21 protein-coding genes are annotated in these 25,501 nt (G+C 62.0%); 12 read left to right on the plus strand and 9 right to left on the minus strand.

The window, feature by feature from the left end; all coding sequences use genetic code 11:
• Nucleotide 1: 1 nt before the first annotated feature.
• From V8G57_RS04905 to V8G57_RS04920, 4 genes are read right to left on the minus strand one after another with little or no spacing between them, the layout of a single operon-like run.
• The gene (locus V8G57_RS04905; protein ID WP_342828629.1) at nucleotides 2-685 is read right to left on the minus strand and encodes an ABC transporter ATP-binding protein; all 684 of its coding nucleotides are present in this window, start codon (nucleotides 683-685) and stop codon (nucleotides 2-4) included.
• A 5-nt stretch (nucleotides 686-690) separates the two neighbouring features.
• The gene (locus V8G57_RS04910; protein WP_342828429.1) at nucleotides 691-1,461 is read right to left on the minus strand and encodes an ABC transporter ATP-binding protein; all 771 of its coding nucleotides are present in this window, start codon (nucleotides 1,459-1,461) and stop codon (nucleotides 691-693) included.
• Nucleotides 1,458-2,504, minus strand: a complete 1,047-nt coding sequence (locus tag V8G57_RS04915) for a branched-chain amino acid ABC transporter permease (protein ID WP_425458229.1) — start codon at nucleotides 2,502-2,504, stop codon at nucleotides 1,458-1,460. Before V8G57_RS04915 ends, V8G57_RS04910 begins: the two co-directional genes overlap by 4 nt.
• 11 nt (nucleotides 2,505-2,515) lie before the next feature.
• On the minus strand, nucleotides 2,516-3,460 hold the full coding sequence (locus tag V8G57_RS04920; RefSeq protein WP_342828432.1) for a branched-chain amino acid ABC transporter permease: 945 nt from the start codon (nucleotides 3,458-3,460) through the stop codon (nucleotides 2,516-2,518).
• Nucleotides 3,461-3,648: 188 nt separating this feature from the next.
• Between V8G57_RS04920 and V8G57_RS04925 the strand changes: the two genes are divergently transcribed.
• The 6 genes from V8G57_RS04925 to V8G57_RS04950 all read left to right on the plus strand — a co-directional run bounded on the left by V8G57_RS04925 (nucleotide 3,649) and on the right by V8G57_RS04950 (nucleotide 8,066).
• Nucleotides 3,649-4,263 carry a DUF2239 family protein gene (locus V8G57_RS04925; protein ID WP_342828434.1) on the plus strand — a complete coding sequence of 205 codons (615 nt, stop codon included), beginning with the start codon at nucleotides 3,649-3,651 and terminating at the stop codon, nucleotides 4,261-4,263.
• A gap of 65 nt (nucleotides 4,264-4,328) precedes the next feature.
• Nucleotides 4,329-5,825, plus strand: coding sequence for a protein adenylyltransferase SelO (locus tag V8G57_RS04930; RefSeq protein ID WP_342828436.1), 1,497 nt, complete (start codon nucleotides 4,329-4,331; stop codon nucleotides 5,823-5,825).
• 16 nt (nucleotides 5,826-5,841) lie between these two features.
• Nucleotides 5,842-6,240 carry a peptide-methionine (R)-S-oxide reductase MsrB gene (gene msrB / locus V8G57_RS04935; RefSeq protein WP_342828437.1) on the plus strand — a complete coding sequence of 133 codons (399 nt, stop codon included), beginning with the start codon at nucleotides 5,842-5,844 and terminating at the stop codon, nucleotides 6,238-6,240.
• Nucleotides 6,241-6,286: 46 nt separating this feature from the next.
• Entirely contained in the window at nucleotides 6,287-6,919 is a 633-nt protein-coding gene (locus tag V8G57_RS04940; protein ID WP_342828438.1) for a septation protein A, read from the plus strand.
• Nucleotides 6,903-7,181 carry a BolA family protein gene (locus tag V8G57_RS04945; protein ID WP_092393844.1) on the plus strand — a complete coding sequence of 93 codons (279 nt, stop codon included), beginning with the start codon at nucleotides 6,903-6,905 and terminating at the stop codon, nucleotides 7,179-7,181. Before V8G57_RS04940 ends, V8G57_RS04945 begins: the two co-directional genes overlap by 17 nt.
• Before the next feature lie 105 nt (nucleotides 7,182-7,286).
• Nucleotides 7,287-8,066 carry a peptidylprolyl isomerase gene (locus tag V8G57_RS04950; protein WP_092393847.1) on the plus strand — a complete coding sequence of 260 codons (780 nt, stop codon included), beginning with the start codon at nucleotides 7,287-7,289 and terminating at the stop codon, nucleotides 8,064-8,066.
• Between the two features lie 104 nt (nucleotides 8,067-8,170).
• Here the strand turns inward: V8G57_RS04950 and purL are convergent, their stop codons facing one another.
• On the minus strand, nucleotides 8,171-12,187 hold the full coding sequence (gene purL / locus V8G57_RS04955; protein ID WP_342828440.1) for a phosphoribosylformylglycinamidine synthase: 4,017 nt from the start codon (nucleotides 12,185-12,187) through the stop codon (nucleotides 8,171-8,173).
• Between the two features lie 266 nt (nucleotides 12,188-12,453).
• Between purL and V8G57_RS04960 the strand changes: the two genes are divergently transcribed.
• Nucleotides 12,454-14,469: an acyltransferase family protein gene (locus V8G57_RS04960; RefSeq protein WP_342828441.1), complete on the plus strand. Its 2,016-nt coding sequence runs from the start codon at nucleotides 12,454-12,456 to the stop codon at nucleotides 14,467-14,469.
• Here the strand turns inward: V8G57_RS04960 and V8G57_RS04965 are convergent.
• Nucleotides 14,453-15,472: a zinc-binding alcohol dehydrogenase family protein gene (locus V8G57_RS04965; RefSeq protein WP_342828442.1), complete on the minus strand. Its 1,020-nt coding sequence runs from the start codon at nucleotides 15,470-15,472 to the stop codon at nucleotides 14,453-14,455. The genes V8G57_RS04960 and V8G57_RS04965 overlap by 17 nt on opposite strands.
• Nucleotides 15,473-15,596: 124 nt before the next feature.
• On the opposite strand from V8G57_RS04965, the gene V8G57_RS04970 reads away from it, so the two are divergent.
• Nucleotides 15,597-16,499 carry a LysR family transcriptional regulator gene (locus tag V8G57_RS04970; RefSeq protein WP_175500885.1) on the plus strand — a complete coding sequence of 301 codons (903 nt, stop codon included), beginning with the start codon at nucleotides 15,597-15,599 and terminating at the stop codon, nucleotides 16,497-16,499.
• Nucleotides 16,500-16,639: 140 nt separating this feature from the next.
• On the opposite strand, the gene V8G57_RS04975 is transcribed toward V8G57_RS04970, so the two are convergent.
• Nucleotides 16,640-17,551 (minus strand): LysR family transcriptional regulator, encoded by a 912-nt coding sequence (locus V8G57_RS04975; protein WP_092393862.1) that lies wholly within the window; start codon nucleotides 17,549-17,551, stop codon nucleotides 16,640-16,642.
• Between the two features lie 121 nt (nucleotides 17,552-17,672).
• On the opposite strand from V8G57_RS04975, the gene V8G57_RS04980 reads away from it, so the two are divergent.
• From V8G57_RS04980 to V8G57_RS04995, 4 genes are all read left to right on the plus strand, one after another.
• On the plus strand, nucleotides 17,673-18,272 hold the full coding sequence (locus tag V8G57_RS04980) for a short chain dehydrogenase (RefSeq protein WP_092393865.1): 600 nt from the start codon (nucleotides 17,673-17,675) through the stop codon (nucleotides 18,270-18,272).
• 112 nt (nucleotides 18,273-18,384) lie between these two features.
• Nucleotides 18,385-19,587 (plus strand): DUF2252 domain-containing protein, encoded by a 1,203-nt coding sequence (locus V8G57_RS04985; RefSeq protein ID WP_342828443.1) that lies wholly within the window; start codon nucleotides 18,385-18,387, stop codon nucleotides 19,585-19,587.
• A gap of 182 nt (nucleotides 19,588-19,769) precedes the next feature.
• The gene (locus tag V8G57_RS04990; RefSeq protein WP_092393871.1) at nucleotides 19,770-21,047 is read left to right on the plus strand and encodes a D-amino acid dehydrogenase; all 1,278 of its coding nucleotides are present in this window, start codon (nucleotides 19,770-19,772) and stop codon (nucleotides 21,045-21,047) included.
• 87 nt (nucleotides 21,048-21,134) lie between these two features.
• Nucleotides 21,135-22,640, plus strand: a complete 1,506-nt coding sequence (locus V8G57_RS04995) for an NAD(P)H-hydrate dehydratase (RefSeq protein ID WP_342828444.1) — start codon at nucleotides 21,135-21,137, stop codon at nucleotides 22,638-22,640.
• Between the two features lie 16 nt (nucleotides 22,641-22,656).
• Here the strand turns inward: V8G57_RS04995 and V8G57_RS05000 are convergent, their stop codons facing one another.
• Both V8G57_RS05000 and V8G57_RS05005 read right to left on the minus strand, forming a co-directional pair.
• Entirely contained in the window at nucleotides 22,657-23,217 is a 561-nt protein-coding gene (locus tag V8G57_RS05000; RefSeq protein WP_342828630.1) for an NnrU family protein, read from the minus strand.
• Between the two features lie 165 nt (nucleotides 23,218-23,382).
• Nucleotides 23,383-25,440, minus strand: a complete 2,058-nt coding sequence (locus tag V8G57_RS05005) for a S46 family peptidase (RefSeq protein WP_342828445.1) — start codon at nucleotides 25,438-25,440, stop codon at nucleotides 23,383-23,385.
• Nucleotides 25,441-25,501: the final 61 nt, after the last annotated feature.

A 25,501-nucleotide genomic window follows, 5' to 3' on the forward strand; every position in this document is an offset into this window, starting at 1 on the left:
CCTAGACTTCCAGCCATTTCTGCCGCGCCTCTGGATGCGCGCGCAATTCATCCGGCGTGCCGGCAAATACAATCCGCCCATGCCCCATCACCAGCACACGGTCGGATATGTCCAGCGCGATGCCAAGTTTCTGCTCGACCAGCAACACGCCCAGTCCTTGCGCCCGCAACGCCAGCAAATGCTGCACCACCGATTGCACCACCTGCGGCGCCAGGCCTTCGGTCGGCTCGTCCACCATGACCAGCCGCGGCTTGCCAATGAGACTGCGGCACAGGCTGAGCATCTGCTGTTCGCCGCCGGACAACAGGCCGGCGGCCACATGCCTGCGCGCCGCCAGCTGCGGCATCAGCCGCCACATGTCGTCCATCGCCACCCGCTCGCGCTGCTGGCCCAGGAGCAGATTCTGCTCTACCGTCAGGGTCGGAAACACGGCTCGCTCTTCCGGCACGTAAGCCAGGCCCTGGCGGGCGATGCGGAAAGTTTTCAAGCCGTTCAGCTCGATCCCGTCGAAGCGCACCGAGCCGCTGCTGCGCAGCATGCCCATGATCGCTTTCAGGGTCGAGGAACGGCCGGCGCCGTTGCGCCCCAGCAGGCTGACGATCTCGCCTGGCCCGACATCCAGATCGACGCCGTGCAAGACATGGCTTTGACCGTAGAAAGCGTGCAAGCCGCGCACTTCGAGCATGGCCGTCACGGCGCCGCCTCCGCATTGCCCAGGTAGGCGGCCTGCACCGCGCGGTTGCCGCGGATGGCCGCAGGCGTATCGCAAGCGATGATCCGTCCGTCGACCAGCACCGCGATGCGGTCCACCAGCCCGAACACCACATCCATGTCGTGCTCGATCATCAGCAAGGTCTTGCCGGCGCTGACGCTGCGGATCAGCTCGGCGGCGGCAGCCGATTCGTCCCGGCTCATGCCGGCGGTGGGTTCGTCCAGCAGGATCAGGCCGGCGTCGCCGGCGATCGTGATGCCGATTTCCAGCGCGCGCTGGGCGGCATAGCTGAGGTCGCCGCCGAGGGTGTCGCACTCGGCTTGCAAACCGCATTGCCGCAGCACTTCTTCGGTACGCTGGCTGACTGCGCGCAGGGCCGACAGGCGGCGCCAGAAAACATGACGGTAGCCGTGCGACGACAGCACCGCGGCACGCAGGTTTTCCCGGACGCTCAGCTGCGGGAATATATTGCTGACCTGAAAACTGCGCGCCAGGCCGAGCCGGTTGACCTGGAACGGACTGAGGCCGTTTATGTTGCGTCCGCGCAGCAGGATCTCGCCGCTGCTGGCGGCGGTACGGCCTGAGACCAGGTTGAACAGGGTCGATTTTCCAGCGCCGTTGGGGCCGATCAACGCCAGCCGTTCGCCCTGTTTCAACTGCAGGTCCGCGCCGCGGATGATCTGCGTATTGCCGAAATGCTTGCGCAGGTTGCGCAGCTCCAGGACGACCGGCAGGTCATTCGCGCTCATACACCGCCCGCCCGTCGGTACAGCATTTCAATCAAGACCACGGAGCAGCCTGCCAGCAGCAGCCACCCGGCCGAACGCAGCAAGGACGGCAGCGCCGGCCGCCGCCGCATCGCCAGCGCTTTCACCAGGGCGCCGGCGATGCCGCCGGGCGCAAACAGCACGACGATCACAAACAGCAGGCCAAGATACAGCTGCCAGCCTCGCGTGTATGTCGACAGGGCGGAAAACAGCACGCCTGCCAGCGCGCCTAACATCGGGCCGAAGAAATAGCCGATGCCGCCGATAAAGGTAAACAGCAGGATCTGCGCCGAACGCAGCAAACCCAGGTTTTCGGCGCTGGCGATTTCAAAGTTGATCGCCGCCAGCGCACCGCCGATGCCGGCAAAGAACGCCGACAGCATGAACATCAGGTAACGTACGCGGCGCGGATCGTGGCCGATGAATGCCGCCCGTTCGGGATTGTCGCGCACGGCGTTGGCGATGCGGCCCAGCGGCGTGCGCGTCAGCCCGTACATGGCGGCGGCGGATACGAACAGCCAGAAAGCGATCAAGTAATACACCTGCAGCTGCGAAGCAAAGTCGATGCCCAGCAGCGGCGCGCCGAGCACACGATCGGCGCTGATCCCGCTCTCGCCGCCGAACCATCCCGGCAGCATCAAGGCGCCGGCCGCCGCCAGTTCGGCCAGCGCCAGGCTGATCATGGACAAGGCAGTGCCCGCTTTACGGGTAGTGACAAAACCGAAAACAGCGCCGCACAGCAAACCGGCGCAGCCGCCGACCAGCGGCACCAGCACCAGCGCGGCGGGACTGCCGCCAGCCCATCGGTTCATCACGTGCACGGCGGCAAAAGCGGCCAGCCCTGAATACATGGCGTGTCCGAACGACAGCATGCCGGCCTGCCCGAGCAGCATGTTGTAGGAAAGCGTCAGGATCATCATGCTGCCGCATTGCGACAGCAGCGACAGCGCGGCGCTTTGCCGGAACACCCAGGGCGCGGCCAGCAGCACCAATGCAAACGCCATCCAGGCCCATTTTCGTGTCAAGCGCGTGTCCATCAGTCGCGCACCCCGGACAAGCCGCGCGGGCGCAGCAGCATGGCCAGCACCAGCAGCAGGTACGGCAACACCGGCGCCAGCTGGGCCAGCGTCAGTTGCAGCAGCGGGTAGGCGGCTGCATCAGGATTGAGCGCCACGCCCCAATGCGCCAGGGCGCTGGCCAGGGATACATCCAGCGCCACCGCGTACGTCTGCAGGATCCCGATCAGCAGCGAAGCCATGAACGCCCCGCGCAGCGAACCGAGGCCGCCGACCACCACCACCACGAAAATGATGCTGCCGACCCCGGCCGCCATGCCCGGCTCGGTGACAAAGGCATTGCCGCCGACCACGCCCGCCAACCCAGCCAGGCTGCAACCGGCCGCAAACACCAGTGTGAAAATGCGCGGCACGTCATGCCCGAGCGCTTCCACCATCTGCGGATGCGTCAGCGCCGCCTGGATCAGCAGGCCGATGCGCGAACGTTTCAGCAGCCAGGCCGCTGTCAGCAAGACCAGCAACGCCAGCAGCATCATGAAGCCGCGGTAGATGGGAAACGTGGTGGCATAAAACGTGAATAGCGGGCCATCCAGCTGCGCCGGAATCGCATACGGCAGCGCCGCTTTGCCCCAGGCCAGCTGCACCAGCTCGACGATCAGGTACGACAGGCCGAAAGTGAACAGCAGCTCCGCCACCTGCCCATGGCGCCGCACATGGCGCAGTCCGAAGCGCTCGACCAGCGCCCCCAGCAGGCCGGTCAGCAGCGGCGCCAGCAGCAGTGCCGGCCAGAAGCCAAGCCTGGTGCTGATCGCATAGGCGAAATACGCGCCCAGCATGTAAAAACTCGCATGCGCGAAATTGAGCACGCCCAGCATGCTGAAAATCAGCGTCAGTCCCGACGACAGCAGGAATAGCAGCAAGCCGTAGCTGAGGCCGTTGAGCAAAGTAATGAGGGTAAATTCCATTGCGCAGGATGATGAGAGACGGTAATGACAGGCAGTGCGGCATTCTACCGGTTTGCCGGCCACCGGTTCGTCGGCCGCCGGTTTGCCGGCCATGGTTAATGTCAGTCGAATATTTTTACCAAGGTAATATTGACCTCTCAATTAAACCCGGGTAATATTCACTCACCCAAACAGATCACGAGAATCCGATGAACCAGATTACCCCGCACCAGGTTATCGCCTTTGCCGGCGCCAAGCGTATTGCTTCCGGCCAGCTGGAGCTGGTGGCGCTGAAAGCAAAAGAACTGATCGACCGGAACGACTCGGCAAGCATCTTGATCTTCGACGGCCTCACCAGCGAACAGGTCGAAATCGATTTCCGCGGCAGCGCCGAGCAGGTATTGCAGCGCCTGTCCGCTACGGAAGCCGTCGCCGCGGCAGCAGAAACAAGCGTCGACGCGCAGGAAACTGCGCGTGGCCCGGGACGTCCGAAACTGGGCGTCGTTGGCCGCGAGGTCACCCTGCTGCCGCGTCACTGGGCCTGGCTCAACCAGCAGCCGGGCGGCGCTTCGGTGGCGCTGCGCAAGCTGGTCGAAGATGCGAAACGCCGCAGCGAAGAACGCGACCAGGTACGCAAGGCGCAAGAATACGCTTACCGTTTCATGTCAGCCATGGCCGGCAACCAGCCCAATTTTGAAGAGGCGACGCGCGCCTTTTTTGCCGGCGACCAGTCGCGCTTCGAAGAATTGAGCGAACCATGGCAGATCGACATCCGCGATCACGCCAGGACCTTGGCCGCCAGAGCCTTCGCTTCAGCCGAATAAAAACGGTAAACGGCCGCCGTGCGATACTTGGATTTTCCCTTCTTGCCATCAGGATCAATGCAGTCATGAACAACCGCCTGGCTTTCCCCGAAGCGACCGGAATCGCGCATCTACGCTTCGCCAACTCATTTGCCAGCCTGCCCGCTGCCTTTTATACAAGGCTTGCACCGACACCGCTGCCCGCGCCCTACCTGGTCGCCGCCAGCGAACAAGCCGCGCAGCTGATCGGACTGGCGCCGCCGGCATGCGCCAGCGAGGACTTCATCCAGACGTTCTCCGGCAACCGCGCCGCCGCCGATTCACAGTCGTTGGCGGCAGTCTATTCCGGCCACCAGTTCGGCGTCTGGGCCGGGCAATTGGGAGACGGCCGCGCCATCCTGCTGGGCGACGTCGCGGCCAGCGACGGCGGGCGGCTGGAGCTGCAGCTCAAAGGATCCGGCGCAACGCCTTATTCGCGCATGGGCGACGGCCGCGCCGTGCTGCGCTCGTCGATCCGCGAATACCTGTGCTCGGAAGCCATGGCGGCGCTTGGCATCCCTACTTCGCGCGCCTTGTCGGTGATCGGTTCCGACCAGCTGGCGATGCGGGAGCGGCCCGAAACCACCGCCGTGGTGACGCGCATGGCGCCCAGCTTCGTGCGCTTCGGTTCGTTCGAGCACTGGTATTACAACAACCGCCGCGAGGAACTGAAAACCCTGGCCGACCATGTGATCGCCGGTTTTTACCCGGAACTGCAGGCGGCAAGCAATCCTTACCATGCGCTACTGGCCGAAGTGACTCGCCGCACCGCGCAGCTGATGGCGCAATGGCAGGCGGTCGGCTTCATGCACGGCGTGATGAATACCGACAACATGTCGATCCTCGGCCTGACCCTGGATTACGGCCCGTTCGGCTTCATGGAAGCCTACGACCCGGGCCATATCTGCAACCATACCGACCAGCAGGGCCGCTACGCCTACGCCAGGCAGCCGCAGATCGGCCATTGGAACTGCTTTGCCCTGGGCCAGGCGCTGTTGCCGCTGATCGGCAGCGTCGAGGAAACCGAAGCTGCGCTGGGCAACTATCAGGCCATATACGGCGCCAAGCTGGATGAATTGCTGCATGCCAAGCTGGGCCTGGCGTCGCGCCAGCCTGACGACGATAAATTGCTGGACGCCATGTTTGCCCTGATGCAGGGCAGCCACGTCGATTTCACCCTGTTTTTCCGCCGGCTCGGCAATTTGCGCCTGGACGGCAGCGGCGGCGATGAAGCCCTGCGCGACCTGTTTATCGACCGTGCGGCATTTGACGCCTGGGCGTTACAATACCGGGCGCGCCTGAAACTGGAAAACAGCCAGGACCGGAGCCGCAAGCTTGCCATGGATGCAAGCAACCCCAAATATGTGTTGCGAAACTATTTGGCGCAAACCGCTATCGAAAGAGCGCAGGAGAAAGACTTCTCGGAAGTCAGGAAACTGCAGCAGATTCTTGAAAACCCGTTTGACGAACAGCCGCAACATGCCCGGTACGCCGAATTGCCCCCTGACTGGGCGCGCGGGCTGGAAGTCAGTTGTTCGTCCTAGATTGGATTAAAACGTTATGAGCAGCAAAGTCATCAAAACCGACGCCGAATGGCGCGCCGCGCTGGAACCGATGGAATACGAAGTAACCCGCCACGCCGCCACCGAACGGGCGTTCACCGGCAAGTTCTGGGATCATCACGAGCATGGCGTCTATACCTGCGTATGCTGCAACACGCCCTTGTTCGAATCGGACGCCAAGTTCGATTCCGGCTGCGGCTGGCCGAGCTATTTCAAGGCGGTCAATCCTGACAATGTCGAAGAGCGCGTCGACCGCAGCCATGGCATGATGCGCACTGAAATTTTATGCAAGGTGTGCGACGCCCATCTCGGCCACGTATTTCCCGACGGCCCGCCGCCAACCGGCCTGCGTTACTGCATCAATTCGGCGTCGCTGCGTTTTGATCCCGCCGGCTGATGCACGCGCTGGCCACCATTTATCCTGACTGAAAGCAAAAACACCCATGAAGTTCCTGTTCGACCTGTTCCCGGTAATCCTTTTTTTCGGCATCTTCAAATGGAGCGAAGGCAACGCCGATGCTGCCCAGGCGCTGGTCAGCCAGTACCTGTCGGGTTTCGTGTCCGGCGGCGTGGTCACCGCCACGCAAGCGCCGGTGCTGCTGGCTACCGCGGTGGCGATCGTCGCCACGATTGCGCAAATCGGCTACCTGCTGCTGCGCCGGAAAAAAGTCGATGCGATGCTGTGGGTATCCCTGGTCATCATCTGCGTCTTCGGCGGCGCCACCATCTACTTCCATAACGAAACCTTCATCAAATGGAAGCCGACCGTCTTGTACTGGGCATTCGCGGCGGCATTGCTGATCAGCCAGGTGCTGCTCAAGAAGAACCTGATCCGCTCCATGATGGAAAAGCAGATCGCCCTGCCAGACCCGATCTGGCCGCGGGTCGGCTTTGCCTGGATCGCCTTCTTCATCGCCATGGGCTGCCTGAACCTGTACATCGCCTTCAATTTCCCGACCGCTACCTGGGTCAACTTCAAGCTGTTCGGCGGCATGGGACTGATGTTTGCCTTCGTGATCGGCCAAAGCATCCTGCTCTCCAAATACATCAAGGACCCAGATGAACCCAAGACTTGATACCATTCGTAACAAATTGACAGCGGCGCTGGCGCCGTCGGAATGTATAGTTGAGGACGAATCGGCGCTGCATGTGGGACACGCCGGTGCTGCATCAGGCGGCGGGCACTATAAAGTACGGATAGTTTGCGCAGTTTTTGAAGGACAAAACCGCTTAAATCGGCATAGGCTGGTGTATGATTGCTTGGCTGATATGATGCAAACTGAAATTCATGCATTGGCTATCACTGCACTGGCTCCATCTGAAACCAAAGCTGCGTAAAACATAAGTGATCTTAAAGAATAATTGCCCTTCAAACACACTTCAGTTATTCTGCCCTTGCCTCGCATTGATTTATTAACAACCTCCCCAATTTAGGATTTGATAATGACATTTAAACCTTCACGTTTACTGGTGGTACTTTTTGCAGCAGCGACTTTGCCTGTTATGGCCCAAAACCTTGCAGTCGTGAATGGTAAGGCAATCCCTTCGTCGCGCGCCGACATGATGGTCAAGCAATTGTCCGCGCAAGGCGGCCAGGCCGACACCCCGGAACTGCGCAGCATGGTCAAGGACGAACTGATCAACCGCGAAGTGCTGATCCAGGAAGCCGACAAGCTGGGTTTGGGCAATAACGCCGACGTCAAGGCGCAAGCCGACATCGCCCGCCAATCGATCCTGATCCGCGCCCTGGTTGCCGACTTCGTCAAGAAGAACCCGATCAAGGATGCCGACATCCAGGCTGAATACGACAAGTTCAAGGCGCAAGCCGGCGACAAGGAATATCACGCTCGCCATATCCTGGTTGAAAACGAAGCCGATGCAAAATCCGTCATCACCAAGCTGAAAGCCGGCGGCAAGTTTGAAGACCTGGCCAAACAATCGAAAGATCCAGGTTCGGCAGCCAACGGCGGCGACCTGGGCTGGGCGACTCCAGCTTCTTTCGTGAAGCCTTTCTCCGATGCGCTGGTGGCTTTGAAGCCTGGTCAATTGACCGAAACGCCGATCAAGACCCAGTTCGGCTACCACGTGATCAAGCTGGAAGAAGTGCGCGCAGCCAAGATCCCTACTTTGGCTGAAGTCAAACCGCAAATCACTGAAGCCCTGCAACAGAAAAAACTGCAAGCTTACCAAGCTGATCTGCGCGCCAAAGCCAAGGTGCAATAAGACCCCGGCAACAGCAAAACCGCAGTAAATGAAAAAGCGCTCCTCGGAGCGCTTTTTTTATGCCCCGGCCATGCCGCGAACGGCATGGCCGGCCGGCCTGGCGATTATCCCACCCACTTGCGCGCGTTGCGGAACATGCGCATCCATGGCGAATCCTCGCCCCACGAATCAGGGTGCCACGATTGCTGCACCGTGCGGAACACCCGCTCGGCGTGCGGCATGCAAACCGTGAAGCGGCCGTCCGGCGTAGTCACCGCGGTGATGCCTTGCGGCGAACCGTTCGGGTTGTACGGATAAGCTTCGCTCACCTGCCCCTTGTTGTCGACAAAGCGCATGGCGACCAGCGCTTCCTTGATATCGCCGGTTTGCGAGAAATCGGCAAAACCTTCGCCGTGGGCGATAGCGATGGCGCTTTGGGTGCCGGCCATGTCTTGCAGGAAAATCGACGGCGACGACTCCACTTGCACCATCGAGAAACGCGCCTCGAATTTTTCCGACTTGTTGCGGGTGAACTTCGGCCATGCCTGGGCGCCGGGGATGATCGCCTTCAGGTTGCTCATCATCTGGCAGCCGTTGCAGACGCCCAGCGCAAAGGTGTCGCCGCGCTGGAAGAACAGCGAGAACTGCTCCGCCAGCTTGGCGTTGAACAGGATCGTCTTGGCCCAGCCCTCGCCGGCGCCCAGCACGTCGCCGTACGAGAAACCGCCGACCGCGATGAAACCCTTGAAATCGTCGAGCCGCGCGCGGCCGGCGATGAGGTCGCTCATGTGGACGTCGACCGCGGAGAAACCGGCCTGGTGCATGACATAAGCAGTCTCTACATGCGAGTTGACGCCCTGCTCGCGCAAGATCGCCACGCGCGGCTTGGCCGCCAGGTTGAGGAAAGGCGCGGCGATATTGTCTTGCAGGTCGAACGGCACGACCGGCGTGATGCCAGGATCGGCGGCATCCAGGATGCGGTCGTATTCGGCATCGGCGCTGGCCGGATTGTCGCGCAGGCGGGCGATGCGCCAGCTGGTTTCGCTCCACAGGCGCTGCAGCGCTATGCGGGTCTGGCTGTAGATGGTCTTGGCGTCGCGGCTGAACTCGATGACGTCGCGCGTGTTCGGCTTGCCGATGATGTGGCTGCAAGCGCCGAGGTTGAAGCTGCGCAGCACGTTCATGACTTCCGACTTCTGTTCGGCGCGCACTTGCAGCACCGCGCCCAGCTCTTCGCTGAACAGCGCGCGCAAGGTCAGTTCATTGCGGCGCTCGGCCACCTGGCCGGTCCAGTTCTTGGAATCGCCCCAGTCGGCTGCGTGCTCGCTTTCCATGGTCAGGATATCGAGATTGATCGACAAGCCGCTGTGGCCGGCGAACGCCATCTCGCACAAGGAAGTGAACAGGCCGCCGTCGGAACGGTCATGGTAAGCCAGCAGTTTCTGTTCACTGTTCAATTGCTGGATCGCGGCGAAGAAAGCCTTCAGGTCTTCCGCGCTGTCGACGTCCGGCGTTTCATTGCCGATCTGCTGCATCACCTGGGTCAGCGCCGAAGCGCCCATGCGGTTCTTGCCGCGGCCGAGGTCGACCAGGATGATGGCGGTATCGCCAAGATCGGTGCGCAGCTGCGGCGTCAGCGAACGGCGCACATCGCTCACCGGCGCGAATGCGGAGACGATCAGCGACACTGGTGAAGTCACAGCCTTGGCCTGGCCGTCGTCATTCCAGGTAGTGCGCATCGACAGCGAATCCTTGCCGACCGGGATGCTGATGCCCAGCGCCGGGCACAACTCCATGCCGATCGCCTTGACGGTATCGAACAAGGCGGCGTCCTGGCCTGGCTGGCCGCAGGCAGCCATCCAGTTGGCGGACAGCTTGACGTCGGAAATATCGGCAATCGCCGCGGCAGCGATGTTGGTCAAGGCTTCGCCGACCGCCATGCGGCCCGATGCGGCGGCATTGATGACCGCCAGCGGCGTACGCTCGCCCATCGCCATCGCTTCGCCCAGGTAGCCCTCGAAACTCATGCTGGTGACCGCGCAGTCGGCCACCGGGACCTGCCACGGACCGACCATCTGGTCGCGCACCGAGGTCGCGCCGACGGTGCGGTCGCCGATGGTGATCAGGAAGGATTTGTCGGCCACCGCCGGCAGCTTCAGCACGCGCTGCGACACTTCCAGCAGGTCCATGCCGGTCAGGTCGACCGCGGGCAAGGTCGGATTCAAGCGAATGACGTCGCGCTGCATCTTCGGCGGCTTGCCGAGCAGGACGTCCATCGGCATGTCGACCGGATTGCTCATTTGACTATCACTGTGCTGCGGATCGATCACCTTCAGCTGGCGCTCTTCGGTAGCAGTGCCGACCACCGCGAACAGGCAGCGCTCGCGCTGGCAGAAATATTCGAACAGCGGCAGGCTTTCCGGCGCGATCGCCAGCACATAGCGTTCCTGCGATTCATTGCTCCAGATTTCCTTGGGCGCCATGCCGCTTTCTTCCAGCGGCACTTTGCGCAAATCGAAGATCGCGCCGCGCTTGGCGTCGTTGGTGATTTCCGGGAAAGCGTTGGACAGGCCGCCGGCGCCGACGTCATGGATCGACAGGATAGGATTCTTGTCGTCCATAGCCCAGCAGGCGTTGATCACTTCCTGCGCGCGCCGTTCCATTTCCGGATTGCCGCGCTGGACCGAATCGAAATCGAGGTCGGCGGTATTCGAACCGGTCGCCATCGACGATGCCGCGCTGCCGCCCATGCCGATGCGCATGCCGGGGCCGCCCAGCTGGATCAGCAGGCTGCCGACCGGCAGTTCGTTCTTCTTGGTGTGCTTGTCCGAAATGCTGCCGATGCCGCCGGCGATCATGATCGGCTTGTGGTAACCCTGCACATTGCCGCCGACGTTCTGTTCGTAGGTGCGGAAATAACCGCCCAGGTTGGGACGGCCGAATTCATTGTTGAACGCAGCGCCGCCGAGCGGACCGTCGATCATGATCTGCAAGGCCGAAGCGATGCGCTCCGGCTTGCCGTACTGGCTTGCATCCGGCTGGCCGGCAGCGGTGACGTCAGCCGCATTCTCCCAGGCTTGACGTGCATCCGGCAGCTGCAGGTTGGATACGGTGAAACCGGTCAGGCCAGCCTTCGGCTTGGCGCCGCGGCCGGTTGCACCCTCGTCGCGGATCTCGCCGCCGGCGCCGGTGGAAGCGCCGGGAAACGGCGAAATCGCGGTCGGATGGTTATGCGTCTCGACCTTCATCAGGATATGCGTCAGCTCATCCGAAGCACGGTAGGTATTGCCTTCCGCCGCGCCGCGCGCGTAGAAGCGCGACACGGTGGCGCCTTCGATGATCGAGGAATTGTCGCTATAGGCGACGATCGTGCCTTTCGGCTGCAGCTGGTGGGTATTCTTGATCATCGCGAACAATGACTTGTCCTGCGCTGCGCCGTCGATAACCCAGTCGGCGTTGAAAATCTTGTGGCGGCAATGTTCGCTGTTGGCTTGCGCGAACATCATCAGTTCGACATCGGTCGGATTGCGCTTGGCGCTGGTGAACGCAGCCAGCAGGTAGTCGATTTCATCGTCAGACAGCGCCAGGCCCAGCTCGCTGTTGGCTTGCTCCAGGGCGCCTTTGCCGCCCGCCAGCAAGTCCACGAACGCCAGAGGCTTGGCATCCAGTTCGCTGAACAGGCCGGCCGCCTGCTCGGCGCTGCGCAAGACGGTTTCCGTCATGCGGTCATGCAGCACGTCGGCGATGGCGCGCACGCTGTCGTCGCCGAGTTTCTTGGCGCCGCCCAGCAAGCCGCTCTTCAGTTTCACCTGGTAGGCAATGCCGCGTTCAATGCGCTTGATATGGGCCATGCCGCAGTTATGGGCGATGTCGGTGGCCTTGCTGGCCCATGGCGAGATGGTGCCGAAGCGCGGAATCACGATGAATTCTTCGCCGCCTTCGCCGGCAGTGAACGGATCGCCATAGGTCAGCAAGGCGTTCAGGCGGCCGATATCGTCCTGGCTGAGCGCGGTCGAGGCATCGACAAAATGGTCGAAACGCCCGGTCACTTCGACGACATTGCTGTCGATCGCTTGTAACTGGGCTAGAAGACGTTGGGAACGGAAGGCAGGCAGAGCGTTGGAACCGGGCAAAATCAACATGGCGAGGAGGGAGTTGATGCAGCGTTGCTGCGGGTTAAATCAGAAGCCGCCATTATACAGTGCCGGCCCGTCCAGCGCCCCAGGGTTGATGACAAAATCACCTTGCCGCCAAACCGGACAAAAGCCGCGGCGAGCGTATAACTCGTTGTTTTAATTAAAACTCGCTGAAGCGATATAGGCAAAAAGAATAAAAAATCGGCTAGGACAAAGGCAGGCTACCCATCCATGTTAATCTTTTACTAATTGCAATCCATCTACTCCGCGCGATGCCCCACCCCTCTCCAGCCTACATTCCTGCAATCGACGGCCTGCGCGCCATCGCCGTGCTCTCCGTCATCATCTTTCACGCCAACTTCCTAGGCATTCTTCCTGGCGGCTTCACCGGCGTCGACATGTTCTTCGTGATCTCCGGTTATGTCATCAGCCAGTCCCTTTCCGAGCGTTTCGAGCGGGCCGACTTGGGATTTGCCGATTATCTGAAGGATTTTTATCGCAGGCGTTTCCTGCGCATCCTGCCTGCGCTCCTGGTTGTCCTGTTTGCCAGCTTCCTGGCATCGGCGATGTTCATGCCGCAATTCTGGCTTAGCGAACTGATGAACCGCACTGGACTTGCGGCCTTCTTTGGATTCAGCAATTTCGTGCTGGCCTGGAACACGGACACTTATTTTTCACCGAGCGCCGAGCTCAATCCCTACCTGCATACCTGGTCGCTGGCCGTGGAGGAGCAGTTCTATGTCATCTTTCCCGCGATTTATTTCGTGTGGCTTCGATATAGGAAACAGACCACGATGGTGTGGGCTATTCTGCCGGTCCTGGCCCTGGCCTCGCTGGCGATCAGCGCCTTCCAGACACGCGCCGAGCCGCTCTCAGCCTTTTACCTGCTGCCAAGCCGGTTCTGGGAATTGGCGGCGGGCGCCATGCTCTTCCAAGTCATCGGCGCAAGGCGCTTTTCAGCGCGACCCGGATGGCTGGCCCACGTCTTGCTGCCGGCCGGCCTCGCGCTCGTTATGGCGGGGTTTCTTTTCGCCGGGCGCAATCAGTTCCCCTTCCCCTGGGCGCTGGCAACAGTGTCAGGCTCGCTGCTGATGATCGCGGCGCTGGTGCTGCGGGCCGAAGGTCCCTTCTCCCCGCTGCAGCGCCTGCTGCAATCGCCGTTGGCGACCTATATTGGCCGGCTGTCCTATTCGCTCTACCTCTGGCATTGGCCGGTCGCCGTGTTCTTGCGCTGGACAACGGGACTGGAGCACCTCGCCGTCCAGCTCCTCTATCCCGTGATTGTCGTAGCGCTCGCCGCCGCCTCCTATCACTGGATCGAGACGCCGATCCGCAGCGGCAAGTCGCTTTTGCAGCGCCGCGCGTGGGTCGCTTTCGCGTCAAGCTTCATGGCGCTCGGCCTGTTCTCATGGACCGCGCTGTGGGTCTCGGACAACCCTGACCACCTGTCGCTCAGCCAGACACGCGACACCTACACCTGGTATGCGTACCGGCATTTTCCTCGGGAGGAAATCAGCAAGATCGATGATCCACAGGTGGCGGGGCGCCAGCTGTTTGTCATCGGCGACTCGCATACCGCCGCCTATCGCACCATGCTGAAGATCGTATCGCTGAAACTCGGCATCAAGGTGCTGGAATACGAACAGGGCGGTTGTGGCGTGGTCACGCTGATCGGTCCCGATCCGGCCAAGTGCGCCCAGCGCCGGGAAACCGACCTGAAAGCCATCGAGGCCAAGGCAAAACCGGGCGACATCGTATTCCTGGCCTCTCTCAGGATGCCCGAACTCGACGGCCGCGAGTGGCAACGCGGCGAGAATGCCGTCGTCAATGAAGCACTGGCCGAGCTGACACCTTCGATGAACGAAGGCGCCCGAAGCTCCGCCGCAGCCATCCTCGCGCGGCTGGAAGCAGCACAAGTGCAGGTCCTGATCGACGCGCCCAAACCCTTGTTCAAGGCGCCGCCCAACCGCTGTTCGGACTGGTTCAACAAGATGAACCCTGTTTGCGCTCCCGGCCTGACGATGGAACGCGTCCAGCTCGAACGCCTGCGTGCCCCGCAGATGCAACTCCTGGACTTGCTGCAACGGGAACATCCCGGCCTGACTGTCTGGGACCCGTTGCCGCTGCTTTGCCCCGGCGCTACCTGCTCGGCCTACGACGATCGCGGCAAGCCGCTCTATTTCGACTCAAATCATCTCAGCGGCCACGGCAATCGTGTGCTTACATCCTCATTCACAGAAAGCCTGCTGTCGATCTGGAGGAACCTCGCGTTCAAGAAAAATCCTTGAGCACGATCTTGCCGATCGCGCGCCCGCCTTCCAGCGTGGCATGGGCCTGGCGCAGGTTGGCCGCATTAATCGGCGACAAAACCTGGTTCACCGTGGTGACAATCACCTGGTTGTCGATCAGGCGCGCCACCTGGTCCAGCAGGTTGCCTTGCTGCTGCATGTCGGCAGTCTGGAACATCGAGCGGGTGAACATGAATTCCCAGATGAAGCCGGCGCTCTTGGCTTTCAGCAGGCTGACGTCGAGCGGCGCAGCGTTTTCGACGATGGTGCAGATCATCCCCTGCGGCGCTACCGCTGCTGCCGCCGCCGGGAAATGGCGGTCGGTGTCGTTCAGGATCAGCACATAGTCGACGTTGTCGAAACCTTCCTGCTTGAGCTGCGCCGGCAGGTCGCCGAAATGGTTGATGACATGCTGCGCGCCCAGCTCGCGCACCCATTTTTCCGACTCAGGCCGCGATGCCGTGGCGATCACCTTCAAGCCGGCGACCTTGACCGCCAGCTGGATCGCAATCGAACCGACGCCGCCGGCGCCGCCTATGATCAGGATGGATTTGGCCGACGCCGTCGCTGCGGGCGGCACATGCAGGCGCTCGAACAACGCTTCCCAGGCGGTGATCGTGGTCAGCGGCAAGGCGGCGGCCTGCTCGAATGACAGCGATTGCGGCATATGGCCGACGATGCGCTCGTCGACCAGCTGGAATTCGCTGTTGCTGCCGGGGCGGGTGATGTCGCCCGCATAAAACACCCTGTCGCCAGCCTTGAAACCGCTGACCTCGGGTCCGACCGCCTGCACCACGCCGGCGGCATCCCAGCCCAGCACGCGCGGCGCTTTTTCGATGGCGTCCTTGGGCGCCCGCACTTTGACGTCGACCGGATTGACGCCGATGGCCTTGACCTCGACCAGGATGTCGCGGCCTTGCGGCGTCGGCTTGTCGAGCTGGACGTCGACCAGCGATTCGGGGTTCTCGATGGGCAGGTATCGGGTCAAGGCGATGGCTTTCATTTGCGGGCTCCTGAAGATAAACACAGATTCACGATCAATCCGATCGAATGACAGCCATTATGATAATGTTGAATTATTTTATAAACAGCCTTGGATTTGATTCACTTTCAATCCATATTTGATAATGTATTCGACCACCGACCTCCAGCTTTTCATTCACACCGCCGATCTCGGCAGCCTGTCGAACGCGGCGCGCCAGCTCGACCTGCTGCCGGCCACCGCCAGCGCCAGCCTGAAGCGGCTGGAGCAGCAGCTCAACACCAGGCTGTTCGTGCGCTCGACCCGCAGCATGCGGCTGACGCCGGAAGGGACCCTGTTCCTGGAATACAGCCGGCAGGCGCTGGCGCTGCTGCAGGAAGGCCAGGCCCTGCTCACCGCCGGCGGCCCGGTCAGCGGTCATTTGCGGCTGTCGATGCCGTCCGATGTCGGGCGCAATGTATTGCTGCCCTGGCTGGACGCCTTCCAGGACAATCATCCGCAAGTGACCCTGTCGCTGCAATTTTCCGACCGCGTGGTGGACCTGTTCCGCGATCCGGTGGATGTGGCTTTTCGCTACGGCCCGCTGGACGACTCGACCCTGGTGTCGCAGATCCTCGCGCCCAGCCGCCGGGTGGCCGTGGCGGCGCCCTCCTACCTGGCAAAACACGGCCGGCCCAGCGTGCCGAAGGACCTGGCCAGCCATAATTGCCTGCTGTACTACCTGCAGCACGGCTTGTTCAACAACTGGCGCTTCTACACCGGCAAGACCGCGGTCGACGTCAAGGTGCGCGGCGACCGCATGACCGACGACGCCGCCATCGCCAGGACCTGGGCGGTCGCAGGCGTAGGCATCGCCTACAAGTCCTGGCTGGACGTGCGGCAGGATGTAGCCGACGGCCGCCTGGAAATCATCCTGGAACAGTTCACCGGCGAAGAAACACCGCTCAGCATGGTGTATCCGCATCGCAGCAGCATGTCGCCGTCGCTGCGCGCTTTGCTGGCATTCTTGCGCGCGCAGTTTGCCGCGCTAGGGGCCGTTAGGGAATAAGTTGGATATTTGGGCGGTCGTAGCTGGATGCGAAGCAAGGCAGACGACGCGCCGCAGTGCGAGCACTGCAAGCGGCGGCTAACGCAGCGGCGCGCTGGCTACGGCCAGCGCAAATGTTCAACTTATTCCCTAACGGCCCCTTAATCCGGCGCCGTGAACGATCCGGCGTCCCGGCCGAAATGTTCGACCACGAATTCGATGAACGACGTCAGTTTGGGCGTCATCTTGCGGTTCGAGGCAACCACGATGTGCATGGCGCGGTGCTCCAACTCATAGCCAACCAGCAAGCGCCGCAGCCGTCCCGCGGCAATTTCCCCGCACAGCAAGGCTTCCGGCTGCATGATGATGCCGATGCCGTTGAGGGCCGCGGTGCGTAGCGCCAGGCCGTTGTTGGCGCGGAAATTGCCGTGCACTTCCACCTCCTGCTCCACGCCGTCCTTGGAAAAGCGCCAGCGGTTGTAATGGTTGCCGTGCACGAAGCTCATGCAATTATGATCGCGCAATTGCTGCGGAGTCTGCGGCGTGCCGCAACGCGCGAGGTATTCCGGCGCCGCGCAAACCAGCGCCCGATATGGCTGCAAGGGGCGCGCGACCAGGGTCGAATCGGGCAGCGCGCCGATCCGGATCGCCACCTCGAACCCCTCCTCCACCAGGTCGACCACGCGGTCGTTCAGGGACAGGTCGAGTTCGACATCCGGGTAACGTTCCAGGTAGGCGCGCACCACGGCGGCCAGCATCTGGCCGCCGAAAGTGGCCGGCGCGGTCACCCGCAGCACGCCGCGCGGCAGCAGCTGCATCTGCTTCACCGAAGCGTCGGCCGCTTCGATTTCCAGCAGGGCTTGCTTGCAGCGCTCAAAGTACAGCTGGCCGATCTCGGTCAGGCTTTGGCGGCGCGTGGTGCGGTTCAACAGGCGCACGCCGAGCTGCTCCTCCAGCTGGCGCACGTGCTTGCCCACCATGGTGGGCGAAATCCGTGCTTCTTCCGCTGCCGCCGAAAACCCGCCTTTTTCAACCACGCGGACGAAAATCTGCATGCTGGTCAGTCTGTCCATATTTCTTATTACGCACCAATGGTTTTAAGTAATATGAATATTACGCTGTTTATCTACCACAAAGAAGCAATCACAATGAACGCTGGATCTCCTTCCTTACCCACTTTTTACGGAGCACATCATGAAAATCGCAGTTATCGGCGCCACAGGCACCATCGGCAAGGCAGTCGTCAAACAACTGGCCGGCCGCCATGAAATCATCCAGGTCGGCAACAGCAGCGGCCAATTCCAGGTCGACATCACCGACATCCGCAGCGTCGAAGGCTTGTTCGCGCAGATCGGCAAGATCGATGCGATCGTCTCCACCGCCGGCAAACTGCATTTCGGCCCGCTGCAGGAACTGACGCCCGAGAAATTCGAAGTCGGCCTGCGCGACAAGCTGATGGGTCAGATCAACCTGGCGCTGGTGGCGCAGCACCACCTGAACGACGGCGGTTCGATCACGCTCACCAGCGGCATTCTCAGCGACGAACCTATCCTGCAAGGCGTCAACGCCAGCACGGTCAATGCGGCGCTGGACGGTTTTGTGCGCGCCGCCGCGATCGAACTCAAGCGCGGCATCCGCATCAATGTCGTCAATCCGACGGTGCTGGAAGAATCGCTGCCTGTCTACGGCCCGTTCTTCTACGGTTTCGAGGCGGCCCCGGCAAGCCGCGTGGCCCAGGCATACAGCCGCAGCGTCGAAGGCGCACAGACCGGGCGCGTGTACCGGGTCTGGTAAACCAGGACTGCCTCTGAGGAAGCCGCATCGTTCTTGTCAGCATTTTGTCAAGATGATGCAGTAAGATTGGCACTGCTCCAAAGCAACCGATCCCATCCTCAAGAGGCGTGCCATGGTGAATGTAGTAAAGCGCATCCAGGAATACAACGCAGGCCGCGATCCGCAGCGGCTGCAGCTGAAATACAAGAATATCCGCAACGATCCGTTCACTTTCCTGCGCGGGACCTGCCACTTGTTCTATGAGCGCCTGCCGCAAAGCGGCGTGATGCGTTCTGCGCCGCTGGCCTGGATCTGCGGCGACCTGCACCTGGAAAATTTCGGCAGCTACAAGGGCGACAACCGCCTGGCTTATTTCGACCTCAACGATTTCGATGAAGCCGCGCTGGCGCCGGTCAGCTGGGAACTGGTGCGGCTGCTGACCAGCGTGCTGATTGCGGCCGATGCCGCACCCAACGGCGCCGCCGATAGCCGGATCCTGTGCCGCAGCTTCATCGACGCCTACGGCGCCGCCTTGACGCTGGGTAAACCGCGCTGGGTCGAGCGCGATACCGCGCAAGGCATGGTCGGTGACTTGCTGAACAGCTTGCGCGGCCGGCAGCGCGCCGATTACCTGAATGCCCGCACGGTACGCAAAGGCAAGCTGCGCGTACTGAACACGGATGGCAAGAAAGCGCTGCCGGCTTCAGACAAGCAGCGTGCCAAAGTCACTGCATTCATGAAGCGCTTCGCCGCCGAACAGCCCAATCCTGATTTCTACAAGGTGCTGGATGTGGCGCGCCGCATCGCCGGCACCGGCAGCCTGGGCGTCGACCGCTACACCATCCTGGTGCAGGGCAAGGGTTCGCCGGACGGCAACTACCTGCTTGATTTGAAGCAGGCGCTGCCCTCATCGTTGGCGCCTTACCTGAAGGCGGCCCAACCCAGATGGAAGAACCAGGCGCAGCGCGTGGTGTCGCTGCAGCGGCGCTGCCAGGCGGTGTCGATGGCGTTCCTGCAGCCGGTCATGCTGGGCAAGACCGCTTATGTGCTGCGCGGGCTGCAACCCAGCGAAGACCGGGTCGCGCTCAAGCAGCCGCGCCACACGCTGGCCGAAATCCAGCAAGTCATGACGGTCATGGGCAATATTGTCGCCTGGGCGCAATTGCGCAGCTCCGGCCGCCAGGGATCGGCGATTGCCGATGAACTGATCGCTTTCGGAGAAGGCAAGAAATGGAAAAAACAGTTGCTGGATGCGGCCCAGGATTGCGCGGCGCAAGTACGCAAGGATTGGCAGACCTACAGCAAGGCATATGACGCCGGCGCATTTAAGTTATAGCCACGTTGGGCGGGCCCTGGCTCAAGTGCACATTCGAACAAACATGGGGCGCCATGCCCCGCCCCTGCCTGAGTTAACCAAACCGCCGGCGACGAGGTAATTGTGCATTCTGCTGTCCTGTCATCAAGTAATTCAAGGTATGATTCTGGTCGGCTGCAACGCGTCGTGCCGCGCAGAACCCCTTGAGAACAATAGTGATACAGCAGCAGACACAGAAACAAATCGTGGTTATCGGCGGCGGCGTGATGGGAGTCTGCAGCGCTTATTTTCTGGCCGAAGCCGGGCACCAGGTTGCCGTAGTCGAACAACGCAGCAATGTCGCGGAGCAGTCGACGCTGGGCAATTCCGGCATCTTGTCGGCCGGCGCCGCGCTACCGTGGGCAGTGCCGGGCATGCGCCGCAAGATCCTCTCCGGCATGTTCAACCAGGAAGCGCCGAACGTGCTCAACGCCCGCTTCAGCCCTGCGCTGTGGCGCTGGATGCGGCGCTGGATGGCGGAATCGGATATCCAGCGCTTTCGCTCCCACGCCCGCCAGATGCAAAGACTGGCTTCCTACAGCCAGGATCTGCTGGAGCAGATACAACAGCATTTCCAGCTCGACTTTGAGCAGAGCCCGGGCTTGCTGCGCCTGTTCCGCAGTGAAGCCGAACTGGCGGCGCTGGCTCCCGCCCGCGAGCTGCTGGCCGAATGCGGCGTAGCGCACCAGCTGCTTGACGAGGCTGCCGTGCGGCTGCAGGAACCGGCCCTGGCCGGCGCCGGCAAGCTGGCCGGCGGCTTGTATTTCCCCGACCTCGGCGCCGGCAATTGCACCCTGTTTACCAAGCAGTTGAAAGCCATCCTGCAAGGACTGGGAGTACAGTTTCATTTCGACAGCAAAGTCTCCGCCGTCGCACCGCAAGGCGCGCAAGTCGCTCTGCATATCGACGGCAACGTGCTGTTGGCCGATGCCGTGGTGTGCGCCGCCGGCGGCGCCAGCGCGGAACTGCTGAAACCGCTGGGCCTGCGCCTGCCGCTGCACGCGATCAAGACTTACACCGCTACCGCCACCGTAAAGAACTACGACGTCGCGCCGCAGACGGCAGTGCTGGACGGCAGTTACCAGGTCACCATGGCGCGCATCGGCGACCGTATCCGACTGGCAGGGATTGCCGAGTTCGGCGCCCAGGACATGTCGTTCGACGACAAGGCCATGCGTACACTGCTGAAAGTGGCGCAGGACTGGTTCCCCGATGCCGCCAATTTCAACAGCGCCAGTTTCTGGTGCGGCCATACGCCGATGCTGGCTGACGAGGTACCGCTCATCGGCCATACCGGCGCCAGCAACGTATTTGTCAATATCGGGCACGGCGGTTCGGGCTGGAGCATGGCGCTAGGCGCCGCCAAGGTGCTGGCCGACCAGATCAGCGGGCTAGTACCCGAGGTTGACCTGGACGGATTGACTGTCGCGCGCTATCGCTGACAAAAACGGTCAGCCGAAGGCGGCGTTTCTTTTGCTATATGCTGGAAGCTCCAGGCTGCCCTGGCTCCTGCTAACGGACAACACACCATGAGCGCCATCTATCCCGTCGCCGACATCCGCAAAATCGAACAGTCCGCCTTGCGCGCGCTGCCGCCGTACAGCCTGATGCAACGCGCTGGCCAGGCGGCGGCGCAAGCGGCCTTGCGCATGCTCCCGGGCCCGCCCCATACATCCACGATCCTGGTCCTGGCAGGCCCCGGCAACAACGGCGGCGACGCCCTGGAAGCCGGCGCTGTCCTGGCCAAGGCCGGCGCCGAAGTGGTGGTGCTGCTCAAAGCCGCACCGTCGCAACTGCCTGCTGACGCCTCCCAGGCGCTGGTCCGCGCCCAGCGGCACGGCGTGCACCTGATGCCGCCGGAGCAGTTTGCCGAAATCGACAGCAACCAATGGTCGCTGGTGATCGACGGCCTGTTCGGCATCGGCCTGAGCCGGGCGCTGGACGGCGGCTGGCGCAGCCTGGTGCAGGCCATCAACGCCATGGCCTGTCCGGTGCTGGCGCTGGACGTGCCGAGCGGCCTGGATGCCGATACCGGCACCGTGGTGGGCGGCACGGCCGGCATCGCCGTCAAGGCCAGCCACACCGTCACGTTCATCGCTGACAAAGCCGGCCTGCACACCGGCGACGGTCCCGATTACGCCGGCCAGGTCGAAGTAGCGGCGCTAACCATCGCAGACAGCCATTTCCCCGCGCCGCACATGTGGCTGAGCCAGCCGAGCCTGTTCAGCGACTACCTGCGGCCGCGCCGGCGCAATTCGCACAAAGGCAGTTTTGGCGATGTCGCCGTGATAGGCGGCGCCGCGGGAATGGCCGGCGCGCCGATCCTGGCGGCGCGCGCCGCCGCCAAGTGCGGCGCCGGACGAGTGTTTGTCGGCTACCCTGAAAACCCGCCGGCCTACGACAGCGCGCAGCCGGAACTCATGTGCCGCCTCGCGGCCGACCTCGATTTTTCATCGGCGGTGCTGGTGGTCGGCCCCGGCCTCGGCATGGCCGATACCGCGCTGGCCTTGCTCGGCCGTGCGCTCGATGCGCTCAGCTGGCTGGTGCTGGACGCCGACGCCTTGAACCTGCTGGCGCGCCAGCCGCAGCTGCAAACCCAGGCAGCGCAACGCCAGCACGCCGTGCTGATGACGCCGCATCCGCTGGAAGCCGCGCGCCTGCTGGGTGTCAGCACCAGCGACGTCCAGGTCGACCGTGTCGCCGCCGCCCGCACCCTGGCAAGCCGCTTCAATGCGGTAGTCGTGCTGAAAGGTGCCGGCAGCGTCATCGCCCGCGCCGATGGCGCAGCGGTAGTCAACTCGACCGGCAACCCTGCCCTGGCCACCGCCGGCAGCGGCGACGTCTTGTCGGGCATTTGCGGCGCCTTGCTGGCGCAAGGCTGGCCGCAATGGGAAGCGGCGCTGGCGGCCGTATGGCTGCACGGCCGCGCCGCCGATCAGCTGGTAGCGCAAGGCATCGGGCCAATCGGCTTGAGCGCCAGCGAACTGATCCCGGAAGCCAGGCTGGTGCTGAACCAGCTGCTGCAAGAGCGCTGACCGGCCGGACCGGCCGTCATGCTCCCCAGGGAACCACCGCCACGCCCATCAGCCGGCGATGGAACGTCATCACCAGCAAAGCCAGCAGCAAGCCTGAGATACAGGCAATCACATCGAATTTCAGCGCCGGCGTAAACGGCTTGTAGCTCTGGCGGCGGATCACGGAAAACAGGTCGACCACGGCATAAGCCAGGAACGCGGAAAACAGCAGCGTGGCTTTGGCATGCCCGTTCGCCAGCAAATGCACCAAGGCCCAGATCGTCAGGCCAAGCAGCATCGGGTGCCTGACCCAGGCCCGGATATGGCTTTTCATGTTGGCCGCGGCTAACAAAATGAAACTGACAACCATCGCCAGCGGCGCGGCATGGATTGCGCCGACAGAAGATGCGAACAGTTGCGGCCCGGCCGGCGCCCTGGCGTATCCGGCCACTACCAGGACCAGCCCCAGTGCGGCCAGCAAGGCGAACAGGCCTTTGTAGCGGTTTTCACCGAAAACGCCGACCAGCTGCGCTTTCAGGGGCGGGACAACGGGAATCAGATGGATGCCGATAAAGAGCAGCAGCCCCAGGCTAAGCATTTCCAAAATCATTCTCCTTCCATGACAATCACTCGGCCGGAATCGCCGCCGGACAGATGTAAGACAGATGTAATGCAAAATCCCTCCCGGCGGCGCCGCCGGGAGGGATTCATTATAGATACAAACTCACGGCCCCTGGCGCAGTTCTGCCAGGCCAGCGTGATTTCAATGCGCCTGGATTTCCTTGACCAGGTCGGCACCGCCATAGACCTTGCCCAGCGTTTCCAGGATGGCGCCGCTATGCACGGCGATCGAGCGGTTATCACGCGGATCGAACCAGAATGCGCCGCCCAGCGAGTGGATGTTGCCATCGAAAATCAGGCCGACGATCTCACCGTTGCGATTGATCATCGGGCTGCCGGAATTGCCGCCGATGATGTCGTTGGTGGTGGCAAGGTTGTAGCGTTGCGCCAGGCTCAGCTTGCTCTTGGCGGCGTGCCAGGAAGCCGGCAAGGCGAACGGGTCGGCGCCGGTGTCACGCTCGAAGGCGCCGCCGATCGTGGTGAACGGCGGAATCTTCTTGTCGCCTTCCTGCCATCCTTTGACTTCGCCATATGAGAGGCGCAAGGTGAAGGTGGCGTCCGGATAAGCGCTGGTGCCTTGCTGGGCAAAACGCGCCTGCGCGATCAGCTCGGAATTCTTCTGCTGCACGGAATCCACTTCTTTTTCGTAGCGTGCGCGGATCGCACGCGCAGCCGGATCGAGCGCCAGCTCCTGCTTGATGAACGGATCGTCGGATTTCAGGATCGCTTCCTTGCCGCCCTGCCACAGCGCCTTGCGCACCGCCGGATCGCCCAGCTTGGTGTGGTCGATCAAGGCGTCGCTGAGCTGTTCAGGCGACTGCTTGCCGAGCACCTGCTTCACAAACGGATCGTCGGTGCCGAGCATCTCGCGCAGCTTGGTGAACGAAAGCGACAGCATCACCTTTTCGTATTCCGGATATACCGGTGCGGTGGAAAACAACTCTTGTTCCAGCTCCGGCAGCTTGGCGTCGGCATATTCAGGCAAGCGTTCGCCGTTCGGCTTGGCGCGCTCTTCCGCGCCGCGCACAAGGACCCGCGCATAACCGGAGTACTTGCTGGAGAAACCGCGGCCGCCTTCGATCAGGCCGTAAGGCGCTTCGATCTGGCGATACGCTTGCTGCGCCGCAGCTATGGCGTCCCAGGCGCCGCCGACCTTGGCTTGCAGCGCCGGCTGCTTGGCCACGAACTGGCGCAAGGCAGTTTCCTCATCCTGCTTCTGCTTCATCAGCGCCGGATCCTGCAAGGCGCTCAGGCGTCCGCGAAACGCCTTGTAGGCATTCTCCACGCCGAACAAGGTGTTCTCGGCGTTACGCGCCGCTTCCGGACTGTTCTTGCTGTATTGTTCCAGCACGCCGCGTATTTCCGCCAGCCGGATCAGGTTGTTGACCAGCGTCAGGTCACGCAAGGTAGTCAGCTGCGACACCGTCAGCTGGCGTTGCGTCGAACCCGGTTGGCCAGTCACGAATACCATCTCGCCTTCTTGCGCGCCGCTTTTGCTGAACGGGAAATAGTTCTCGATCTTGGCCGGCTTGCCGCCTTCGTAGGCGCGCAGCAGGGTGATGTCGAGGTCATAGCGCGGGAAATTGAAGTTATCCGGGTCGCCGCCAAAGAAAGCCGCAGCTTTTTCCGGCGCCCACACCAGGCGCGTATCCTGGAAGCGGTGGTATTTGTAGACCTGGTACTGGCCGCCGTGATACAGGTCGACGACGTCGCAGCGCACGGTTTCCTTGTCGTTGCCGACACAGGCTGAAGTCAGCTTCGCCTTGATCGCATTTTGCGCATTCTTGAATGCCGCGCCGTCCAGGCCCGCGGTGGCATTCTTGACTTCGGCCGTGACGTCAGTGATTTGCTCCAGGCGGTTCAATTCAATTTCCGGGCAACTCAGTTCCTGCTCGCGGCCCTTGGCCAGGAAGCCATCCTTGATCAGGTTCTTTTTTGCCGTCGACAATTGGTCCAGGCACTCGGAGGCGCAATGGTGATTGGTCATCACCAGCCCGTCTTTCGAGACAAAGGATGCCGAGCAGCCGCCGGCAATCCGTGCCGAGCCCAGCATGGTGCGCTTGATCCAGCCCTCGTTCGGGGTGAATCCGTATTCGGCCTGCATCTTCGCCTTCGGCAAATTGTCCAACGTCCACATCCCCTCCGCTGCCATCGTCATGCCTGGAACCAGCAGCGCGGCAAAAAGCCAATGAATTCGCATCGTCTTCCCTATCAGTAATGAATTTTTAGGAGTGAAACATTACCACATCGAAACACGGTGC

The sequence above is a fragment of the Collimonas rhizosphaerae genome (assembly GCF_038896935.1).
GTDB lineage: Bacteria > Pseudomonadota > Gammaproteobacteria > Burkholderiales > Burkholderiaceae_D > Collimonas > Collimonas rhizosphaerae.